The organism is Pantoea sp. (assembly GCF_028283705.1).
In the GTDB taxonomy this organism is placed as follows: Bacteria; Pseudomonadota; Gammaproteobacteria; order Enterobacterales; family Enterobacteriaceae; genus Pantoea.
This window is the reverse complement of sequence record NZ_JAPWKD010000031.1, coordinates 25446-45484: the sequence shown is the minus strand read 5'-3', so window position 1 is coordinate 45484 and position 20039 is coordinate 25446. Positions and strand designations below refer to the sequence as shown.

General features: G+C 49.1%; 14 protein-coding genes and 2 pseudogenes. 11 read left to right on the top strand and 5 right to left on the bottom strand.

Annotated features, from left to right (window positions below; translation table 11 throughout):
• Positions 1 to 1791: 1791 nt before the first annotated feature.
• Together PW844_RS22095 and PW844_RS22090 are read right to left on the bottom strand one after the other, a co-directional pair.
• Positions 1792 to 2083 (bottom strand): annotated as a pseudogene (locus PW844_RS22095) (integrase core domain-containing protein); the annotation flags it as partial.
• A 12-nt stretch (positions 2084 to 2095) separates the two neighbouring features.
• A pseudogene (locus PW844_RS22090) lies at positions 2096 to 2325 on the bottom strand (hypothetical protein); the annotation flags it as partial.
• Positions 2326 to 3378: 1053 nt separating this feature from the next.
• Here PW844_RS22090 and PW844_RS22085 point away from each other — a divergent pair.
• The 4 genes from PW844_RS22085 (at position 3379) to PW844_RS22070 (ending at position 6747) form a co-directional block, all read left to right on the top strand.
• Positions 3379 to 4197: a CPBP family intramembrane glutamic endopeptidase gene (locus PW844_RS22085; RefSeq protein WP_299456403.1), complete on the top strand. Its 819-nt coding sequence runs from the start codon at positions 3379 to 3381 to the stop codon at positions 4195 to 4197.
• Between the two features lie 186 nt (positions 4198 to 4383).
• Entirely contained in the window at positions 4384 to 5223 is an 840-nt protein-coding gene (locus PW844_RS22080) for a MetQ/NlpA family ABC transporter substrate-binding protein (protein ID WP_299456401.1), read from the top strand.
• A gap of 498 nt (positions 5224 to 5721) precedes the next feature.
• Complete coding sequence (locus PW844_RS22075; protein WP_299456399.1) at positions 5722 to 6225, top strand: hypothetical protein; 504 nt, start codon at positions 5722 to 5724, stop codon at positions 6223 to 6225.
• Positions 6226 to 6747 carry a hypothetical protein gene (locus tag PW844_RS22070; RefSeq protein WP_299456397.1) on the top strand — a complete coding sequence of 174 codons (522 nt, stop codon included), beginning with the start codon at positions 6226 to 6228 and terminating at the stop codon, positions 6745 to 6747. It abuts the gene before it with no gap.
• 644 nt (positions 6748 to 7391) lie between these two features.
• Here the strand turns inward: PW844_RS22070 and galK are convergent.
• Together galK and PW844_RS22060 are read right to left on the bottom strand one after the other, a co-directional pair.
• Positions 7392 to 8540 (bottom strand): galactokinase, encoded by a 1149-nt coding sequence (galK, locus tag PW844_RS22065; RefSeq protein WP_299456395.1) that lies wholly within the window; start codon positions 8538 to 8540, stop codon positions 7392 to 7394.
• Positions 8541 to 8624: 84 nt separating this feature from the next.
• Positions 8625 to 9734 carry an ABC transporter ATP-binding protein gene (locus PW844_RS22060; RefSeq protein ID WP_299456393.1) on the bottom strand — a complete coding sequence of 370 codons (1110 nt, stop codon included), beginning with the start codon at positions 9732 to 9734 and terminating at the stop codon, positions 8625 to 8627.
• A gap of 351 nt (positions 9735 to 10085) precedes the next feature.
• On the opposite strand from PW844_RS22060, the gene PW844_RS22055 reads away from it, so the two are divergent.
• The 6 genes from PW844_RS22055 (at position 10086) to PW844_RS22030 (ending at position 17228) form a co-directional block, all read left to right on the top strand.
• Complete coding sequence (locus tag PW844_RS22055) at positions 10086 to 11321, top strand: extracellular solute-binding protein (protein ID WP_299456391.1); 1236 nt, start codon at positions 10086 to 10088, stop codon at positions 11319 to 11321.
• 56 nt (positions 11322 to 11377) lie between these two features.
• On the top strand, positions 11378 to 12685 hold the full coding sequence (locus PW844_RS22050; RefSeq protein ID WP_299456389.1) for a carbohydrate ABC transporter permease: 1308 nt from the start codon (positions 11378 to 11380) through the stop codon (positions 12683 to 12685).
• 10 nt (positions 12686 to 12695) lie between these two features.
• On the top strand, positions 12696 to 13547 hold the full coding sequence (locus tag PW844_RS22045; protein WP_299456387.1) for a sugar ABC transporter permease: 852 nt from the start codon (positions 12696 to 12698) through the stop codon (positions 13545 to 13547).
• A 4-nt stretch (positions 13548 to 13551) separates the two neighbouring features.
• Entirely contained in the window at positions 13552 to 14751 is a 1200-nt protein-coding gene (locus PW844_RS22040; protein WP_299456385.1) for an arabinogalactan endo-beta-1,4-galactanase, read from the top strand.
• A gap of 31 nt (positions 14752 to 14782) precedes the next feature.
• Positions 14783 to 16840 carry a beta-galactosidase gene (locus PW844_RS22035; RefSeq protein WP_299456383.1) on the top strand — a complete coding sequence of 686 codons (2058 nt, stop codon included), beginning with the start codon at positions 14783 to 14785 and terminating at the stop codon, positions 16838 to 16840.
• Positions 16841 to 16907: 67 nt separating this feature from the next.
• Positions 16908 to 17228, top strand: a complete 321-nt coding sequence (locus PW844_RS22030) for a glucose PTS transporter subunit EIIB (protein ID WP_299456381.1) — start codon at positions 16908 to 16910, stop codon at positions 17226 to 17228.
• Between the two features lie 180 nt (positions 17229 to 17408).
• Here PW844_RS22030 and PW844_RS22025 read toward each other — a convergent pair whose 3' ends face one another.
• The gene (locus tag PW844_RS22025; protein ID WP_299456379.1) at positions 17409 to 18674 is read right to left on the bottom strand and encodes a maltoporin; all 1266 of its coding nucleotides are present in this window, start codon (positions 18672 to 18674) and stop codon (positions 17409 to 17411) included.
• 267 nt (positions 18675 to 18941) lie between these two features.
• Between PW844_RS22025 and PW844_RS22020 the strand changes: the two genes are divergently transcribed.
• Complete coding sequence (locus PW844_RS22020) at positions 18942 to 20015, top strand: LacI family DNA-binding transcriptional regulator (RefSeq protein ID WP_299456377.1); 1074 nt, start codon at positions 18942 to 18944, stop codon at positions 20013 to 20015.
• Positions 20016 to 20039 lie beyond the last annotated feature (24 nt).

The window sequence follows — 20039 nt, the reverse complement described above, 5'->3', positions numbered from 1 at the left end:
TTTTTTAGCTTTCTCATATCTTCAGTAAAAAACAACGACTAGTATAATTTTAAGCATTGTGCATATCAGCTCAGGAGGAAACCAATTTTTTATATTTTTAATTACATTTCACCAATTAAAAGGATGGTAAACAAACATTTACTTTAGATACTATAAAAAAGCAAAATACCTTTTTTCATAAGATGTGCAATAGTGGGCATTATTCCATTTACATGAGACACGCCCTTTGGAAGTTTTCAGGCTGAAAATTATAACTTTCTTCCTTATATTCAGTATCTTATGATGAGTCATAGATGGTGAAGACCCTCTTAACCGGGTAGCGCAACAGCTTAAATAACAAATGCAATCTCTGTCCAAGCGGTTAAAACTGGAACCAATCAGTATCTGTTTAAATGGAAGGGAGGATAACCAAAAACTTAGCAAAAGGCTGTAATGAATAATGGATAAATAGAAAATGAGAGTGTACATAGGGTACGTTAGTTTGGAAAACAAATACTATTTGTGAAACTTATGAGTTTCAAGTTTTTAAAAAAGAAAATATGATTTCATATTTCTGTATATATGAAATATAAACTTTCATTATTCGTAGCTGAATATATTGTGACACAGTGACTCTAATTTAATTAATTAGAATAGAGAATATTCATCATTGTACTTTGCGTGTATTTGAACAACTAAATTATTAAATAAGGACATAAAGAGATTGCAAAATTGATGTTCAAAATAAAAAAAATGAAATCTCAGCGGTGACCAAAAGAAGAACTAAAATCCTAATTCATTTTTATTAACTTAATACCAACGCATAGGTATTAGAGAGAAATAAGAGAGGTTTAAAACGAGGTGATCATAATTTCACAAGGTTTCTGATTTAGAATGGAAAACACTATAAACTGGAGTTTTCAGGATGAAAAAAGAAAGCTTTAAGATTATTTTTCAATGAGTTAGCGCGCTAGCAGTAAGGTGAAAATTTCAATGCGTTATACCACATAAAGTGTAGTTTGAATCGAACAATAACCATCAAGGCATGCAGGATGGGAAAGAGTAGGGATTATCAGAGAGATTTTATAACCAGATCTGCCAATATTGAGTTGAACATCAATACTAGTAAATATAGTAGTGATTTGCTCAAAACTAAAAAATATCGAAGAAATATTAATTTCGAAGCAATACAAAAACAAAAAATCTTCTTGTGTTTTTCCATTCTTAACGAATTAGCAATTCAAAACACGTAAAATCTCACCACAAAATAAAAAACGAATAAATGAATACCAATACGAATTATTAACTGCTTAAAATGCAGGTACATGAATAAGAAGGAATCATAACCAAGAGGTGTGGAGTACTGGTTCGTACTTGCAGCGTAAAGAATAATGCGTAAAATTAAGAATAAGACGTTATGCTGCAAATAAATAGGAGGATGAATATCGTCAGAGTAAGTCTACACTAGAACAAACGGATAATATGAGAATAAAGACAACTAAAGTTGATATATGATCATGAGCTAAGAGTAGGAGTGAAGATTTCTCAAACCTCATGTAAGCAACTTCTCTAAAATAGATCTTATAATTTATCAATTAATTTAAAATAACTAATATGAAAAAATATGGTGTGTCAGTTTTTATTGATTGAGGATTTAATTTGTACAATCAGTAAATAGAAGTCATTGCTTTCCAATTTTTAATAAGTTTATATTTATATAGCATAATACGTATAATGAAACACACAAATATTCACTTGTAGTCTTGGGTTAAGAGACTATCGAATGATAATAATCGTTTTACCGCCCTGATCAATATAGCTGAACCAGTGATCATTCAGGCACTCATATCTAAATCGTCCATTATAAATCTCAATAAATCCCTTCTGCGTCGGCTTGCCCGGATGGATAAATCGCAGTTCCACGCCATGCTCAAAGGCCCGTGATCATGCGACCGGAGGCAAGTGCCTCAATGACGAAGTCCATCGACCAGCTCAGGTTTGGTGCATCCGTGCGAAGAAGCGGAAACCGCCCGTTCGCCATCCCTTTACGGCGTCGTGTGTGTCTTACGCTCAAGTGGTTAAGGTGGTAAATGCGGTATACCCTTTGTGGTTGACTGCCGGATAATACGAAACAGGTCATCCCACGATGAGAATAGAAAGTCAGAGGGAATGCGATTAACGTCCTCAGTATTAACTGTATCATCCAGCCAAGACCCGCATTGATTAGTAAAAAAGAACACCCGCGGCAATGGCTTTGCCGTATAAACTTAACATCCACACGGTGTCAGTATTTCGCTAACGACTTCTGTCAATCGCCGTTGCCCTTTCGGCATTGTAAAGACTCATGTCATTCTTCCTTATTATTGTGGGAGAGGTTTTTATTAAATTAAATGTATGGTAATGAGATTCATTTTTCTGCTGATAAATTTTTAGTTGTATATTTGATGGTGTAATGCAAAAGTGATTACCCAACAATTATATTGAGTATTTCTCAAGGTTAAATAGAAGTGCTGACTTATCTAATCAGTAATTTCTTAGGTTAAGAAAGAAACCTCAGATGATAAATTCATCATATTTCATATTAAAGCAGAAGGAATATAAATATTGCCGGTCAGAAGGGACGGCATTCCGTCCCAGGTTAGGTCATGTATTCCAGGTGTACCCGATTTGGATGATACAGATCGAGGTGATGAATTATGAGGCAACATCAAGGCTTCGGAGCCATTCATGGGTACAGCACTGTTTGCAATAACGGACATTTTTATGACGCTGCCTCGCGATAGACATCGCTTGGGTCTTACTGTAAGCCGATCCTAGGAAATGACAGACACCTTTGACGACATACGGGCATTCTCTGGTATGGAGAATGTTGCTATCAAGATAGTAGAAGGCTGATTTTTCCATGATCTTACCTCAGCATCGAATTTAACGGTCCGTTTACATCTTTATGGATGGCATAGTGCTGAATACAAATGATGCAAGGTCTGACCTTACCGAAGTTGTTGCTTGTGACCTCATGCGCAATAACCTCCTGGTCATAGCAACCAATGAGAATCATCTCTTCACTATTGTTACGTAAGTGATAGGTGTTTTTATGTAAGGTGTGATAGCCAGCACTATCTTTTGAAATGCTGAGGTACCAGGTTCTGGTGTTCATTTTTTATACCTTTTCATGAAGTAATGAAGGGTCCTGATAAGATGTCACACCAGTTTTCAATGCGGAAGTACACAATAAGGGTAAATTTGAAAAATAAGATACATCTTATGGATGTTTGCCTTGTACTTATGATTTAGGTCTGATGTGCGTCACAAAAATTGAATATATTCAATTTCTAATTGCTTATGTGATGTAACGCTCATCGTGCTGTTACAGGACACATAAGTTGATAAGAACAGACGATGTGGATATCGCTGGCGTTAGCGTTGGTGTTATTGCAGTTCAGTAAAAAAGCAGCTGTGGGGCTGCTGTTGGTAACGGTCATTGCCGCAGCGGTTTCTGGTGTTCTCGACTGGTTGGCATTGCTTTTTCTAGTGGCACTCCTGTTAATGGGGTATGTCCGGTTGCGGTTTGGTGATAACAACATTGTGCTGCTGGCAACGGAGTTGCTGGTTTTGGCATTCGCCTGTGGCCTGATGATCCATTGGGTATTCGGATTTCATAACGTAAAAGTTATCGACCATGCCAGCGCCGGACCTGAAAGTACACCGTTCTCGATGTATTACAATTTTGACAAGGCATTGCTGCTGTTTGTGTTGCTTATAGCAATGCGATCTCTCTTTGTCTCGGCGACGTCTGATAAGCCCGCTAAGTGGCAGTGGTTGTTGCTGGTTGCCGCTGTTCCCGCGCTATTGCTGGTGGCAGTTTTGCTCGGGGGGTTAAAGCCGGAAAGCCATGCACCACACTGGTTATTCAAGTTTATCTTTGCGAACATCTTTTTCGTCTCACTGGCTGAAGAAGCGATGTTCTGCGGCTACCTGCAGCAGCGTCTGTCCGGTTTTATGCATTCGGTTCTGGCATTGTTTATCGCGGCACTGAGTTTTGGCGCAATGCATCTGGCCGGGGGGATTATGCTGGTTGTCTTTGCGGCTCTAGCAGGTGTTATTTATGGGCTGGCCTGGATGTGGAGCGGGCGGCTGTGGGTGGCGGTACTTTTTCATGCCGGACTCAATATTCTTCACCTGCTTTTCTTTACTTATCCTGCGGCAGCGCATGGGTAATAATCTGTGAAGGATGATTTCGCTGATGCACTTATAATTAAGTGCATCAGCGTTTCATCTATTGTTTATTTTATAAATTACATTGCCAGATAAATCATAATAAAAATCCGGTCAACTCCGTATACTGCCGCTATCTGTCATCACGACAGTGAATAATTAATGACCTATATCATTTGGGGATAACTTATGCTCATACGCCTGGCTTATGCCAAAAATAAAACTATGCCACTTTTATTCGCGACCACAGGCGCTGTCCTGCTGGCAATGGTTTTACTGTCACCGCTGAGAACGGTACATGCTGCAGATAAAACCGCAGTTAAAGTCGGTATTATGAGTGGTGAGGACGAAGATGTCTGGCGCGAAGTGGTAAAACAAGCTGCCAGCAAAGGGTTGACGGTTAAAACCGTGGTGTTTAACGATTACAACCAGCCGAATGAAGCGCTGCAAAAAGGTGAGGTGGATGCCAATGCGTTTCAGCACCAGCCGTTCCTTGATAATCAGATTAAAGTTAATCACTACGATATCGTGCGTGTCGGTGATACTGCCGTATGGCCGATCGGTCTTTACTCGAAAAAGGTCAAATCAGTGGCTGATTTAAAATCGGGTGCGGTGATCGGTGTCCCTAATGATCCGGCTAACGAAGCGCGTGGTCTGAACTTATTGCAACGGGAAGGCGTGCTAAAACTGAAACCGGGCGCAGGTATTTTGGCGACTACTGCTGATATCATTGACAACCCAAGGCATATTCAAATCAAAGAGCTGGATGCGGGCATTATTGGTCGTTCCGTACCGGATTTAGATGCCGCGATCGTGAATACCGATTGGGCGCTGAAAAGTGGCCTGACAAAGCAGGAGCGCATCGCTCAGGAAGGGATAAAAAATAATCCCTATAACAACTTTATTGCTGTGAAAAAAGAGAACGTCAACGTGCCATGGGTGAAAACGCTGGTGGCGTCGTATCAGAATGATGCCGTGAAGAAGGTGTTTGACCAGGTGTATAAAGGGACCGGGATCACCGCCTGGTAAAACAACCGACATGAGCGGTATTTGCTCATGTCGGACAGTTAGCGGTTTTTATGGCTGGTTGAAGAAATTCTCCAGCCATTTCTTATTTTGTGTACCAAATTGGATATTGGGCTATCCGGTGTAACAAAACCGATAGTTATTGCCCTTTCTAAAGTCTCCATTTTTGAGATTTCTCTCCTGCGAATAGTCAATATTCTTAATTGCCTTGGTGGAGTCTGAGGCAGCTTTACGTAACATGGCACAAAAAAATAGTTTCTTCCCTTCTAAGAAAGCCGCACACGGAAAAAAATTATCCTTCCGCCTGATTAATTACTTTGATTTACACCAGGTGGAATATATGGCTATCAATAATCTTCGCAACGCCAATACGTTGACAACGAATTCAAATGACACCCAGCCAGTCATGTTAAAAGCCTAGGCTAAACCCACCAGCGCGAATTCAGCAGCTGAGGCTATGAAGCGTTCGCCCCGGAAATTATAACGCTGAACTGGTGCCTGATGAAGTCCGCTGACGTCAGACATGACTGGACCCGGGATGCCTACATCAACAGCGCCCTGGCCCATATCATAGAAAGTGAACCGGAACTGGGAAAACCACTGGAGCGTAAGTCCGGCCTGGAACTGCTTGACCCAAAAAGCGGCAGGGCTATCCCGCTGCAGTCGCTGCACCTGTTAGATACACACAAGTTCGCGCAGCTCTGGGCAATTGATTCCGTCTACTGTGACGTGATAGCGACCGACATTGAAGCACTGTGGGGAGAAAATGCTGCCAATGCCGTTGACGCAGCGCGATATGTCTGGTTTACAGACAGGCTGGACAACCCCGGGGTTGAACGCTGTGGAAAAGCATCCTATGCCGATGCGCAGAGATATCGCGATTTTAAAGAGATGCTGAAACAGAAGCGCGCAGAAAGCAGCGAAAAGATCCGGCCTGACTTAAGCCCTGAGTCCGCTGAAGAAATGATCCAGAAAATCGTCAGCAACTGGAAAGACCAGAAATAGATGTTGCAGGAATTCCGCACGCTCGGGACTAGCAGGGAGCATGTGACGGCGATTGAGTCGGCAAAGGCAATACAAAGCCTGTCCGCGCAGAAGGCCAGACTGCAGAAACAGGTGAAAGCGGCCGCGGGTGATGCAGCAAAGGCATTAAATGGCATAGTCCGGGCGCTGACGCCGAATGATTCGGGGCGGACGGTTCCGATGGAGACGGGGGAACAGAAGCTGACTACCCGTAAAGTGGTGAGTGCAGCCTCCGTGCTTGCCGGTGCACTGCAAACTGCACAGGCGGCCCTGCTGAATAAAACACAGCTGAGAGCATCAGGTATTGCTGAGCAGGCAGCGGAAGTCTACGTCGCCCTGAATGCATCGGAGACAGCCCTGAAGCAGGCCACTGACACGATGAACGGGGCCATTGAAGCATCATACGGGGATAGCGATTACGACTGGATGCTGCCTTCAAAGCGGCCCTGCAAGAACACCATGAGCCTTTTAAAGGCGCCTGCCAGGAGATCGGAACAGCACTGAATCAGGCAAAGAACGCACTGACGGCGATCGGCAGTGCACCGGAGCTGTCGACGAAGCCGGGCAGACTCTCGGCGGCACAGGATGCCAATCGTTACGCAGCCGACGCGTTAACAGAACTGTGCTTTAACTTCAAAATGGCGAACGTCCTGGTCAGGGAGGAAAGTCTCCGCCCGCATGTCAGTGCGGCTGCGGCGTCGGTGTATGAAATGTCTGCGGTGCTGACGGATATGTAGGCGGCGTTACCGAATGCTGCGGTGTTCTTCAGCCATGGCGGCAACCGAGAACTGGCTGAGTTCACGGTGGATAAGCTGCGGAAGCTGGCAGAGTGCGCGAAAAATGCCACCTCGAAGCGCGGGTCATATGATCAGACAGCATAACCAGGGGGTTCTTGATCGCCAATATAAGCTTGACAAAAAACTCCCTGCTAATAGGGTCATAACAATACCTGACCAAAGATTTTCGAGGAGTAAATGAAGCGGATGGGGTGGCAATGAGGGAGAGAATGTCAATGAATGCTGGCATAGAATGTATCCTGCTACCCCGGATAATGCCGATTTCGAGGCTGCCGTCAGTGCCCGCGCGAAACGGCGGATGCCACGCAGCGCACCAGCCTGTACGGCAAGGGTGGTGCGTTGATGTATGTATTAGCTCAACCCCGCCCCTGCAAAAGCCTTGCTTACATAGAAGGTTTCTTTAATGCCGGTTTTCGCTTCGTATTGTGATTCCACTGCGGCTTTCACGGCTGGCACCAGTGCTTCGGGAACCAGTGCGACGATGCAGCCACCAAATCCGCCGCCGGTCATCCGCACGCCACCTTTCTCACCGATGGTCGCTTTGACAATCTCTACCAGCGTGTCGATTTGTGGCACGGTGATTTCAAAGTCATCGCGCATCGAGGCATGAGATTCCGCCATAAGTACGCTGATGCGTTGCAAGTCACCTTTTTCCAGCGCACAGGCGGCTTCAACCGTACGGGCGTTTTCGGTTAATACGTGACGAACGCGTTTAGCCACCACCGGATCCAGCTCATGGGCGACCGCATTAAACCGTTCGATACTCACGTCGCGCAGTGCTTTTACCTGGAAGAAGCGTGCACCGGCCTCACACTGCTCGCGGCGGGTGTTGTACTCGCTACTCACCAGTGTGCGTTTAAAGTTGCTGTTAATGATGATGATGGCGACATCGTCCGGCATGGAGACCGCCTTGTTGTCCAGTGAACGGCAGTCGATCAGCAGCGCGCTGCCTTTTTTACCCAGCGCGGAGATCAGCTGGTCCATAATGCCGCAGTGGCAGCCAACAAACTTGTTTTCTGCTTCCTGTCCGTTCAGGGCGATTTGTGTGCCGTCAAGCGGGAGATGGTACAACTGCCTGAAAACAGTACCGATGGCCACTTCCAGCGAGGCGGATGAGCTTAGGCCCGCGCCCTGTGGAACGTTGCCGCTGACCACCAAATCCGCGCCGTCAAAGTTCTTGTTACGCTTTTGCAGATGTTTCACTACACCACGCACGTAGTTTGACCACTGCTGGGTATCGTGGCTCACGATTGGGGCGTCCAGCGAGAATTCATCCTGCTGGTTGTCGTAATCGGCGGCGATAACGCGCACGGTCCGGTCCGGGCGCGGTGCACAACTGATAACTGTCTGGTAATCGATGGCGCAGGGCAGTACAAAACCATCGTTATAATCGGTATGTTCGCCGATCAGGTTTACGCGCCCCGGAGCCTGGATAGTATGTGTGGCAGGGTAGCCAAATTTTTCGGTAAACAGGAATTGTGTTTTTTCTTTCAGACTCATGATGAAACTCCGGGTTCGCGAAAACGGATGACTGACCGCGTGCAGACGCTCAGCCGCTCTTTCCTGCGGACATCAGGTTCTTGTTTACGCATCATTTGGCAGGGTGATTTCTGAACTGACACGCTGCTCCTGATCGTCAAAAATCATGCAGTTCTGGCTATCAAAAGCGAGCGTGATTTTTTGCCACGGGCGAAAACGTACATCGCCAGGCAGCAGGATTTTGATGTTGTCGTGACCATAGCACTGGCCGAACAGCGAGGTATTGTTGCCGAGTCGCTCCACGACTTCACACTGGAACGCCAGTTGCGTACCGCGCGTGGCATCCGTAGAGAGATGTTCCGGGCGGATCCCCAGTGTGACTGCTACACCAGGCTCAAGGCGCGACGTGTTGATGGCCAGCGTTAACTGTTGCCCCTGTGCCAGCATCACCGTCAGCTCGCCCGGCTGCCACGCTTTCACTGTCGCAGGCAGGAAATTCATTTTCGGCGAACCGATAAACCCGGCGACAAACCTGTTTTTCGGGTTGTAATAGAGTTCCATCGGCGAACCCATCTGCTCGACATTGCCGTCGTTCATCACCACGATTTTATCGGCTAGCGTCATCGCTTCCACCTGGTCGTGGGTGACATACACCATGGTGGTTTTCAGTTCCTGGTGCAGACGGGCGATATGCAGGCGCATCTCGACGCGCAGCTCGGCATCGAGGTTGGAGAGGGGCTCATCAAACATAAAAACGCGCGGGTTACGCACAATCGCGCGACCAATTGCCACGCGCTGGCGCTGACCGCCGGAGAGCTGTTTCGGTTTTCTGTCCAGCAGATGGCTAAGCTGTAACGTCCTGGCGACCATATCTACCTGACGACGGATCTCCTCCTTAGGGACTTTGTTCACCTTCAGTCCGTAGCCTATATTTTCCGCCACGGTCATATGTGGATAGAGCGCGTAAGACTGGAACACCATCGAAACGCCGCGATGGGCAGGCGAGATATCATTCATCACCTCGTCGCCAATCAGTACTTCCCCTTCGCTCACTTCTTCCAGACCAGCAATCATACGCAACATGGTCGATTTTCCGCAGCCGGACGGGCCGACAAACACCGCAAACTCGCCATCTTCAATCGACAGATTCACATTGTGCAGCGTCACCGTATCGCCAAACCGCTTGGTGACATTCCTCAGTCGTATATTGGACATCAACGTTCCCCGAAATTAGTAACCGTTATGTACTGCGATCAGCGTGCTGCCGAGTGTTTTGTTTTACGTATAACAATCAGGTGGCAAGGCTGCTCAACCGCGAAAATTCATGCTCAGACTATAACTTCCAGTCTTTTCATGCCCTATATCGATTTTCCATTTCTGTTGCATATGTCACACAACTGACAGTTAATTCTCGTTTTATTCACCGCTCAAGCGTAGCGTATAACAAATTCAATAAGACGCATTAATGCGTTTCAGGTCCGGTAATATCTGATGTTCTTTGCACTGCCTCATCAGACGTTACACCATAAAAACCACTAAAATGTTATACCTTGACATGGGGTGATAATGAAAAAGAGAACACTTACCGCACTGATCCTCTCTGCACTGGCTGCTGGCCAGCTTATTAGCCTGTCGGCGCATGCGGCAACAAAGCAGCTTAACGTCTGGGAAGACATCAAAAAGTCCGTCGGTATTCAGGATGCCGTCAAAGATTTTGAGAAAAAGTACGACGTTAAAGTGAACATGCAGGAGATGCCCTACGCACAGCAACTGGAAAAATTACGCCTTGATGGTCCGGCAGGGATCGGTCCGGATGTGCTGGTTATCCCCAATGACCAGTTGGGTGGTGCGGTGGTGCAGGGGCTGCTGACCCCCCTGAAGCTGGACAAAGAACAGGTTGACGCGTTTACACCAGCCTCCATCAACGCTTTTCGTCTGGATAACACGCTGTATGGCGTGCCGAAAGCGGTAGAAACGCTGGTGCTGATTTACAACAAAGATCTGATCGACAAGCCGCTGCAAAGCCTGCCGGAGTGGCTTGACTACTCGAAAACACAGCGTGAGCAGAACAAATACGGTCTGTTGGCCAAATTTGACCAAATCTACTACAGCTGGGGCGCTATCGGTCCCATGGGCGGCTACCTGTTCGGCAAAAACGACAAAGGTGGCTATAACCCGCAGGATATCGGCCTGAATAAACCGGGCGCGGTCGAAGCGGTCACTTTCCTGAAAAAATTCTACAGCGAAGGGGTCTTTCCGTCGGGGATCCTCGGTGATAACGGGCTGAATGCCATCGATTCACTGTTTACCGAGAAAAAAGCCGCAGCGGTGATTAACGGCCCGTGGGCTTTCCAGCCGTATGAAGCCGCCGGTATTAACTACGGCGTGGTGCCGTTGCCAAACCTGCCAGATGGCAAGCCGATGAGTTCCTTCCTCGGTGTGAAAGGCTATGTCGTCTCCACCTGGAGTAAAGACAAGCAACTGGCGCAGCAATTTATCGAATTTATCAACCAGCCGCAGTACGTGAAAACGCGCTATATCGCCACCCGCGAAATCCCGGCACAGAAAGCGATGATTGACGATCCGGTAATCAAAAACGACGAGAAAGCCAGTGCGGTAGCGGTGCAGGCCGCGCGTGCAACCGCGATGCCAGGCATACCGGAGATGGGTGAAGTCTGGGGACCGGCAAATGCGGCGCTGGAGTTAAGCCTGACCGGTAAGCAGGAACCGCAGGCCGCGCTCGATGCCGCCACCCAACAGATCCATATGCAAGTTGAAGCCATGCAGGCCAGCAACCAGTAACCGCTTGTTGTAGCAAAACGGGAGGGCAACCTCCCGTTGTCGAAAAGGAGTCGTACGTGATTATCAGTCCCAGCGAGAATTTTGCCAAAACGCAAAGTGCAGGTCGTCATGCGTGGTGCGGGCTGCTGCTGGCCATTGTGCCGGGCTTTGGTCAGTTCTATCACCGTCAGTGGCTAAAAGGCCTTCTCTTCCTTGTATTGCTGAGCAGTTTCACCGGCATTTTCTATGATTTTCTGCGCGAAGGGCTTTGGGGGTTATATACCCTGGGCGAAGAGGTGCCGCGTGATAACTCAATCTTTTTGCTGGCGGAAGGCATCATCAGCGTACTGATCATCGCCTTTGGCGTGATGGTCTGGTACCTGTCGCTGCGCGATGCGTGGATCAACGGCAAAAAGCGCGACGAGGGTAAGCCGCTCAACAGCGTGCGCAAGCAATATCAGATGCTGCTCAGCGACGGGTTTCCCTATCTGATGATCACGCCCGGCTTCATTCTGCTGGTGTTTGTGGTGATTTTCCCGATCCTGTTCGGTTTCGCCATCGCGTTCACCAATTACAACCTCTACCACACGCCGCCCGCAAAGCTGGTGGACTGGGTGGGATTAAAGAATTTCGTCAATATCTTTACCCTTTCGATCTGGCGTTCAACATTCCTTGAGGTGTTGCAGTGGACGGTGGTCTGGACGCTGCTGGCAACCACCTTGCAATGCACGGTTGGCGTACTGCTGGCGATTCTGGTGAACCAGAAAGATCTGCCCTTTAAACCGCTGGTGCGCACCATTTTTATTTTGCCGTGGGCGGTGCCGGGCTTTGTCACCATTCTGGTCTTTGCCGGGATGTTTAACGACTCGTTCGGCGTGATTAACAACGCCATTCTTGCTTTCTTCGGCATTGCGCCGAAAGCGTGGCTCACCGATCCCTTCTGGACGAAAACTGCGCTGATCATGATGCAAACCTGGCTCGGTTTTCCGTTTGTCTTTGCCATGACCACCGGCGTGTTGCAGGCCATTCCTGATGATCTGTATGAGGCGGCGAAGATGGACGGTGCTAATACCTGGACCCGGCTGCGTACGATTACGCTGCCGCTGGTGCTCTACTCAATTGCGCCGATCATTATCACCCAGTACACCTTCAACTTTAATAATTTCAACATCATCTACCTGTTTAACAACGGCGGCCCGGCGGTGGCGGGTGCAAACGCGGGTGGTACCGATATCCTGGTGTCGTGGATCTACAAGTTGACGATGTCCTCGTCGCAATACGCGATTGCCGCGACCATCACCATTTTGCTGTCGATCTTTGTCGTTGGCCTGGCGCTGTGGCAGTTCCGTGCCACGAAATCCTTTAAAAACGATGACATGGCATAAGGGAAGAAAAATGGCTAAATCACAAAGTATCCGCCGCGAAAAGTGGATCCGCCTGACCCTCTCCTGGCTGGTTATCGTGCTGGTATCGCTGATCATTATCTACCCGTTGGTGTGGACGGTCGGTGCCTCACTGAATGCCGGTAACAGTCTGCTCAGCACGTCAATCATCCCAGAGAACCTCTCATTCCAACACTATGCCGATCTGTTTAACGGCCAGGTGAACTACCTGACCTGGTACTGGAATTCGATGAAGATCAGCCTGTTGACGATGGTACTGACCTTAATCAGCGTCAGCTTTACCGCGTATGCCTTTTCGCGCTTCCGTTTCAGGGGACGCCAAAATGGCCTGATGCTGTTTTTGCTGTTGCAGATGATCCCGCAGTTCTCTGCGCTGATCGCCATCTTCGTGCTGTCGCAATTACTGGGGTTGATCAACAGCCATATGGCGCTGGTGCTGATCTACGTTGCCGGGATGATCCCGATGAATACCTATCTGATGAAAGGCTATCTCGACGCCATTCCTCGCGATCTGGATGAATCTGCACGCATGGATGGTGCCAGCAACTTCCGCATCTTTATTGAGATCATCATGCCGTTGTCGAAGCCGATTTTGGCGGTGGTCGCGCTGTTCTCCTTTACCGGGCCGCTGGGGGATTTCATCCTCTCAAGCACCATTTTACGTACCCCGGACAAATATACGTTGCCGATTGGTCTGTACAACCTGGTCGCGCAAAAAATGGGTGCCAGTTACACCACTTATGCGGCGGGTGCAGTGTTGATCGCCGTACCGGTGGCCATTCTCTACCTTGCCTTACAAAAATATTTCGTCTCCGGCCTGACCTCCGGCAGTACCAAAGGATAACCACATGAAAAGATTTACACCCGCTCTGCTTGCTGTTTGTCTCTGTAGTTTGTCCGCCAGCACTTTTGCCGCCGACGCGTTAAAAACGCGCGCGTTCAGTGGCATGCCTGCTGACTTTATTAAAGGGGCAGATATCTCAACATTGCTGGATGCCGAAAAGCACGGGGCGAAGTTTTATAACGACACGAACCAGCCGCAAGATGCACTTGCCATCCTGAAAGCCAACGGCGTCAATTATGTGCGCCTGCGTTTGTGGGTTGATCCGAAAGACGCGCAAGGCCAGGCATACGGTGGTGGTGATAACGATCTGGCTACCACGCTCGCGCTGGCGAAACGCGCCAAAGCGCAGGGCATGAAGTTACTGCTCGATTTCCACTACAGTGATTTCTGGACCGACCCCGGCAAGCAATTCAAACCGAAAGCCTGGGAAAAAATGGATTACGCGCAGCTAAAAACCGCGATCCACGACTATACCCGCGACACCATCGCCCGCTTTAAACAGGAAGGCGTGCTGCCGGATATGGTGCAAATCGGTAATGAAATTAACTCCGGCATTTTGTGGCCAGAAGGTAAAAGCTGGGGGCAGGGCGGCGGTGAATTTGACCGGCTGGCCGGGCTGCTCAATGCAGCCATTGGCGGACTGAAGGAGAATCTGAAAAACGGCGAACAGGTGAAGATTATGCTGCACCTGGCCGAAGGCACTAAAAACGACACCTTCCGCTGGTGGTTTGATGAAATCACCAAACGCAACGTGCCGTTCGATGTGATTGGTTTGTCGATGTACACCTACTGGAACGGGCCAATCAGCGCGTTGCAGGCCAATATGGACGACATCAGCAAACGCTACAACAAAGATGTGATTGTGGTGGAAGCAGCTTATGGCTATACGCTGGCCAACTGCGATAACGCAGAAAACAGCTTCCAACAAAAAGAAGAGAAAGCGGGCGGTTATCCTGGCACCGTACAGGGGCAATATGACTATATCCACGATTTAATGCAGTCGGTCATTAATGTTCAGGACCATCGTGGTAAAGGTATTTTTTATTGGGAACCCACCTGGATTGCTATTCCTGGGAATACCTGGGCGACGCAGGCGGGAATGAAATATATTAACGATAAGTGGAAAGAAGGGAATGCGCGGGAAAACCAGGCGCTGTTTGATTGTCAGGGAAAAGTATTGCCCTCGGTAAAAGTCTTTAATTAACTCTGGTGTTGTAAATTTCAGGATGTTTAATATGAATAAATTTGCGCCTTTAAGCCCGAAGGTTGTCTCGCTATTGCATGGCGCGGACTATAACCCTGAACAATGGGAAAGTTATCCCGACATTATTGATAACGATATTGCCATGATGAAACAGGCAAAATGCAATGTCATGTCGGTCGGGATATTCAGCTGGTCAAAGCTGGAACCTCGTGAAGGTGAATTTAATTTCGCCTGGCTGGATTCAGTGATTGAGAGGTTATATGCGGCGGGAATTCATATTTTTCTCGCCACGCCGAGCGGTGCACGGCCTGCCTGGATGTCGCAGAAATATCCGGAAGTACTGCGCGTTGGGCGCGATCGCGTCTCTGCGCTGCACGGTGGTCGGCATAACCACTGCATGACATCGCCGGTATACCGGGAAAAAACACTGAAAATCAATACGCTGCTGGCTGAGCGCTATGCGCAGCATCCGGCGGTGATCGGCTGGCATATTTCCAACGAGTACGGCGGTGAATGCCACTGCGATTTGTGTCAGCAAAAATTCCGTGACTGGCTGAAAGTCCGTTACCAGACGCTGGACAGCCTCAACCACGCCTGGTGGAGCGATTTCTGGAGCCACACTTACACCGACTGGTCGCAAATTCAGTCGCCGTCGCCGCAGGGGGAAACGTCGGTCCACGGTCTGAATCTCGACTGGCGTCGCTTTAATACCGCGCAGGTTACCGATTTCTGCCGCCATGAAATCGCCCCATTGAAAGCAGCGAATGCACAGCTGCCGGTGACCACCAACTTTATGGAGTATTTCTACGATTACGACTACTGGCAGCTCGCGGCAGCGCTCGATTTTATCTCCTGGGACAGTTACCCGATGTGGCACCGGGACAAAGATGAAACGCAGCTCGCCTGCTACACCGCGATGTACCATGACATGATGCGCTCGCTGAAGGGGGGGAAGCCGTTTGTGTTGATGGAGTCAACGCCGAGCGTCACTAACTGGCAGCCAACCAGCAAGGTGAAAAAGCCGGGGATGCATATTTTGTCCTCGTTGCAAGCGGTAGCGCACGGTGCGGATTCGGTACAGTACTTCCAGTGGCGCAAAAGTCGTGGTTCGGTCGAGAAGTTCCACGGCGCTGTTATCGATCATGTTGGTCATCTCGATACGCGTGTCGGACGTGAAGTTTGTGCACTTGGCGATATGCTCGAAAAACTCACGCCGGTGATGGGTTGTCGTACCGATGCGCGTGTGGCGATCATCTTCGACCAGCAAAATCGCTGGGCGCTGGATGATGCCGAAGGTCCGCGCAATAAGGGGCTGGAGTACGAAAAAACCGTCAATGAACACTACCGCCCGTTCTGGGAAAAGGGCATCGCGGTGGATATTGTTGACGCCGATGCCGATCTGAGCCGCTATCAACTGGTGATCGCACCGATGCTGTATATGGTGCGCGACGGCTTTGCCGGGCGTGCCGAAGCGTTTGTCGCAGCGGGCGGTCATCTGGTCACGTCCTACTGGACCGGGGTGGTGAACGAGAGCGATCTTTGTTACCTCGGTGGGTTCCCTGGCCCGCTGCGTAAGTTGATTGGTGTCTGGGCCGAAGAGATCGACTGTCTGGACGATAATGAGCGCAATCTGGTGCAGGGGCTGGCGGGTAACGATGCTGGATTACAGGGACCGTATCAGGTACGTCATCTGTGTGAACTGATTCATGCTGAGAGCGCAAAACCGTTAGCTATCTATCGGGATGATTTTTACGCCGGTCGCCCGGCGGTGACGGTTAATCAGTTCGGCAAAGGTAAAGCGTGGCACGTTGCTTCACGCAACGACCTGGCATTCCAGCGTGATTTCTTTGCCAGCATTATTGACGAACTGGCGCTGCCGCGCGCCGTTGAGCAGGATTTAGCACCGGGGGTTGTGGCGACTGCCCGCACCGACGGTGAAACCACGTTTGTCTTTATCCAGAACTTTAGCGCCCAGCAACAGACGATTACCCTGCCGCAAGGCTACCAGGATTGTCTGTCGGCCGCGTCCGTCAGTGGTGCGCTGGTGTTGACACCCTGGGATTGCCGTGTTGTGCGCCGTCAGGCGTAACATCGGACTTATGCGCCTGCCCATTCGGGCAGGCTTTTTTTTATCTGTCAAAAATCAGGAGTCGATAATGGTGAGTCTTAAATCCTTCCTGCACTACTTCACTGAACCGAAAAATACCGCGGCAGTACCCATTAGCGATGCTGAACTGCAATTGATTCAACGGCTGGCGCAGGCGTTTGGTGGCGCAGAGAATATTGAGAATGTGGATGCCTGCCTGACCCGTTTACGTGTGACGGTGAAAGACCTGTCTATTGTGGATTCACAGGTACTGCAAAATGAAGGGGCGCTGGGTGTGATTATTCTCGGCCAGCAGGTGCATGCAATATTTGGTAAACAGTCAGATGGGCTGCGTAAATTACTCGATGAACATTTCTCTCCACGTGAATAAATAAAAAAAGGGATACCCATTAGGGTATCCCAAAATAGACAACAGGAAAGCAATGGCAACATAAATTCTGTCAGATAATCATCCAACAGTTCCGGGAGATAAATGTCGAGGTACAATAAATTAAATTTTCGCCATCATTCTTGTTATCTCGCAGCGGTAGCGTGATATATTAGCAGTAGCTTACCACCAGGCTTCTACCTGTACGCCAAAGTTCCACGTATTATTTTTTGTCTCGTCTTCAAAGGGTTTACCATCTTCCGAATCATTTAAATACGACGCGAAAACACGTAATTCAGGGCGTGACATAAATTCCGGACCATCTGCCAATCCCACCGCGAAGGTGTATTTTTCACCGGCCTGTTTGTAGTGCGTGCCGTTTTTATAGTCGTCTTTCTGGTAGAAACCACCGACTTCGCCGATCAGGCGCACATAATTGGTGAGCTGATACTGCCCACGGCCCACCAGTGAAATCAGACGGGTTTTGTCGGTATATTCTGTAATGTCATTGGCAGAACCGTAGGTCAGCACATGGTTAATCGAGAACTTTTCGGTAATTGGAATCAACCCGGTGTTGATCACGCGGTACCCGCTGGCGTCGTTCACATAGTTCCACATGTCGTACCAGCCACCGCCCTGCGACACCATGTTCTGTGCCAGCCCTTTGTTAGCGTATTGCAACACCAGTTTGTTGTAGCCGCCAAACATGTCCTGGCTGATTTCGCTGGTCAGCATCACGCCGTTGTCTGCGTCGTATAATCCGCCGTACTCTTTCTGTTTATTGGTCGGATTTGGCATGGCGTAGTCAATGCCGAACTCGGTCCATGAACCTGACCACGGCTTCCAGCCCGCATAGCGAACGTCGATATAGTTGATGTTGACGTCATTGTCATTATCGACGCGGTAATCAACGTCATTGGCGTCACCACGGATCCAGGCCACCGAGACCGCGCCTGGCCCAAAAGTGTAGTTTTCAATCCCGGCGCCGGAACCTGAGATGTTCCAGTATTTCGTATCGATGATGTGCAGATCGTGGCGCTGGTAGTAACGTTTACCGCCCCAGATCACCGCATTGGGATCGTTGGGGATCAGCCCTTTGATTTGCAGGTTCAACTGGCGCAAACCGAACTGTGCGTCGTCACCAAGGGTGGTTTCATTGTCGTTAGAACCGTCGGAAACCATGCTGACCATGCTGTCGAGATAAAAACTCACCTCGTCTTTTTTATACACTTCTGAGCCCAGTTCCAGTTCACCGTAGGTATCGGATTCGTTACCCAGGCGCCCCAGCTTGTTTTTTTGCCACTCAACCTGACCACCATCGCCGGAGACACCTACACCACCGCGCAGGTAGCCGTGAAAGTCGATAGGTACAGAGGTTTCAGCCAGCAGTGAAGGTGAAGTCAGCGCAACGGCTAACGCAAGGGTTAGTGTGCGTAGCGTAGTGTTCATATTATTCCTCTTATTGTTTTGTATTACGTTCACATAAGCCATGTCATAAAATGCCTAAATGTAAAAACAGGCAAACTAACGATTGCGAATGTGTGATTAACTGCAAAGAAATCAGCAATATTTGTTACCACTGGCGAATTTCCTCACAATGTCAGGTATTGTGATCGTCATACTTATTCTGGGAGAATGAAGCGGAATAATGGGTGGTGAGCTTTTTTTCGGTAGCCCCTGTTACACTTGGCGCATAACAACATAAGGAACCGGACCATGAAGTCTAAAAGTGCAACGCTGGAAGACGTAGCCCGTCATGCGGGCGTCTCCTACCAGACCGTGTCCAGGGTACTCAACAAATCTGCCAATGTATCCGAAACCACGCGTTTAAAAGTGGAGAAATCCATAGAGTTATTGCGTTATGTGCCGAACCGGCTGGCGCAGCAGTTGGTGGGTAAGCAAAGCCAGACCATCGGTCTGGTGACGACATCTCTGGCGCTACATGCGCCTTCACAGGTGGCGGCGGCAGTGAAACGCTACGCCAGCCTTGAGGGTTACCAGGTGCTGATTTCCATGATTGATGAGAACGTCAATCAAGATATTCAATCCGCCATCAACGAACTGAAGTCGCAACTGGTGGAAAAAGTGATCATCAACGTGCCGCTGGAAACCGAAGAGGCGCAGCGTATCGCTTCTGACAACGATGGCATCGTCTGCTTGTTCCTTGATGTTGATCCCTACAGTTCCGTGTTTAACGTTTCGTTTAACCCGGCAGACGGGACCCGTGCCAGCGTCAAACATCTCTATGAACTGGGCCACCGGGAGATTGCGCTGCTGGCCGGGCCGGAATCGTCGGTGTCGGCAAATCTGCGGCTGAAAAGCTGGATCGACACGCTCAACAGTTATGGACTGAAACCGGTGACGGTCTTTCATGGCACCTGGGATGCGCAGAGCGGTTACGCTGGTGCGTTACAGATGTTACGTGAAACGCCGAATTTCTCCGCCGTTCTGGTGGGTAATGACCAGATGGCACTCGGCGTGTTGAGCGCATTCCATCAACACCAGATCGCTATTCCGGGCGAGAAATCGGTAGTGGGCTACGACGGCACCTATGAAAGTTCGTTCTTCCATCCGGCGCTGACCACCGTTTCGCTGGATCTTGATTTGCAGGGGAAAGAAGCAGTGCGCCGCCTGCTCGACAGCGGTCACGGCGATGCGGCGCGCAGTTCGTCAGTGTTACCGGCAAATCTTATCGTCCGTCACTCCACCGGAGGGGTGCAGGAACAGGGGATCAACCTGCAGGATATCGCCCAGCAATTGCAGGTCATTGCACATAAGTTGTGGAAATAAATGGCAGAGTTGTCTGCGGGACGG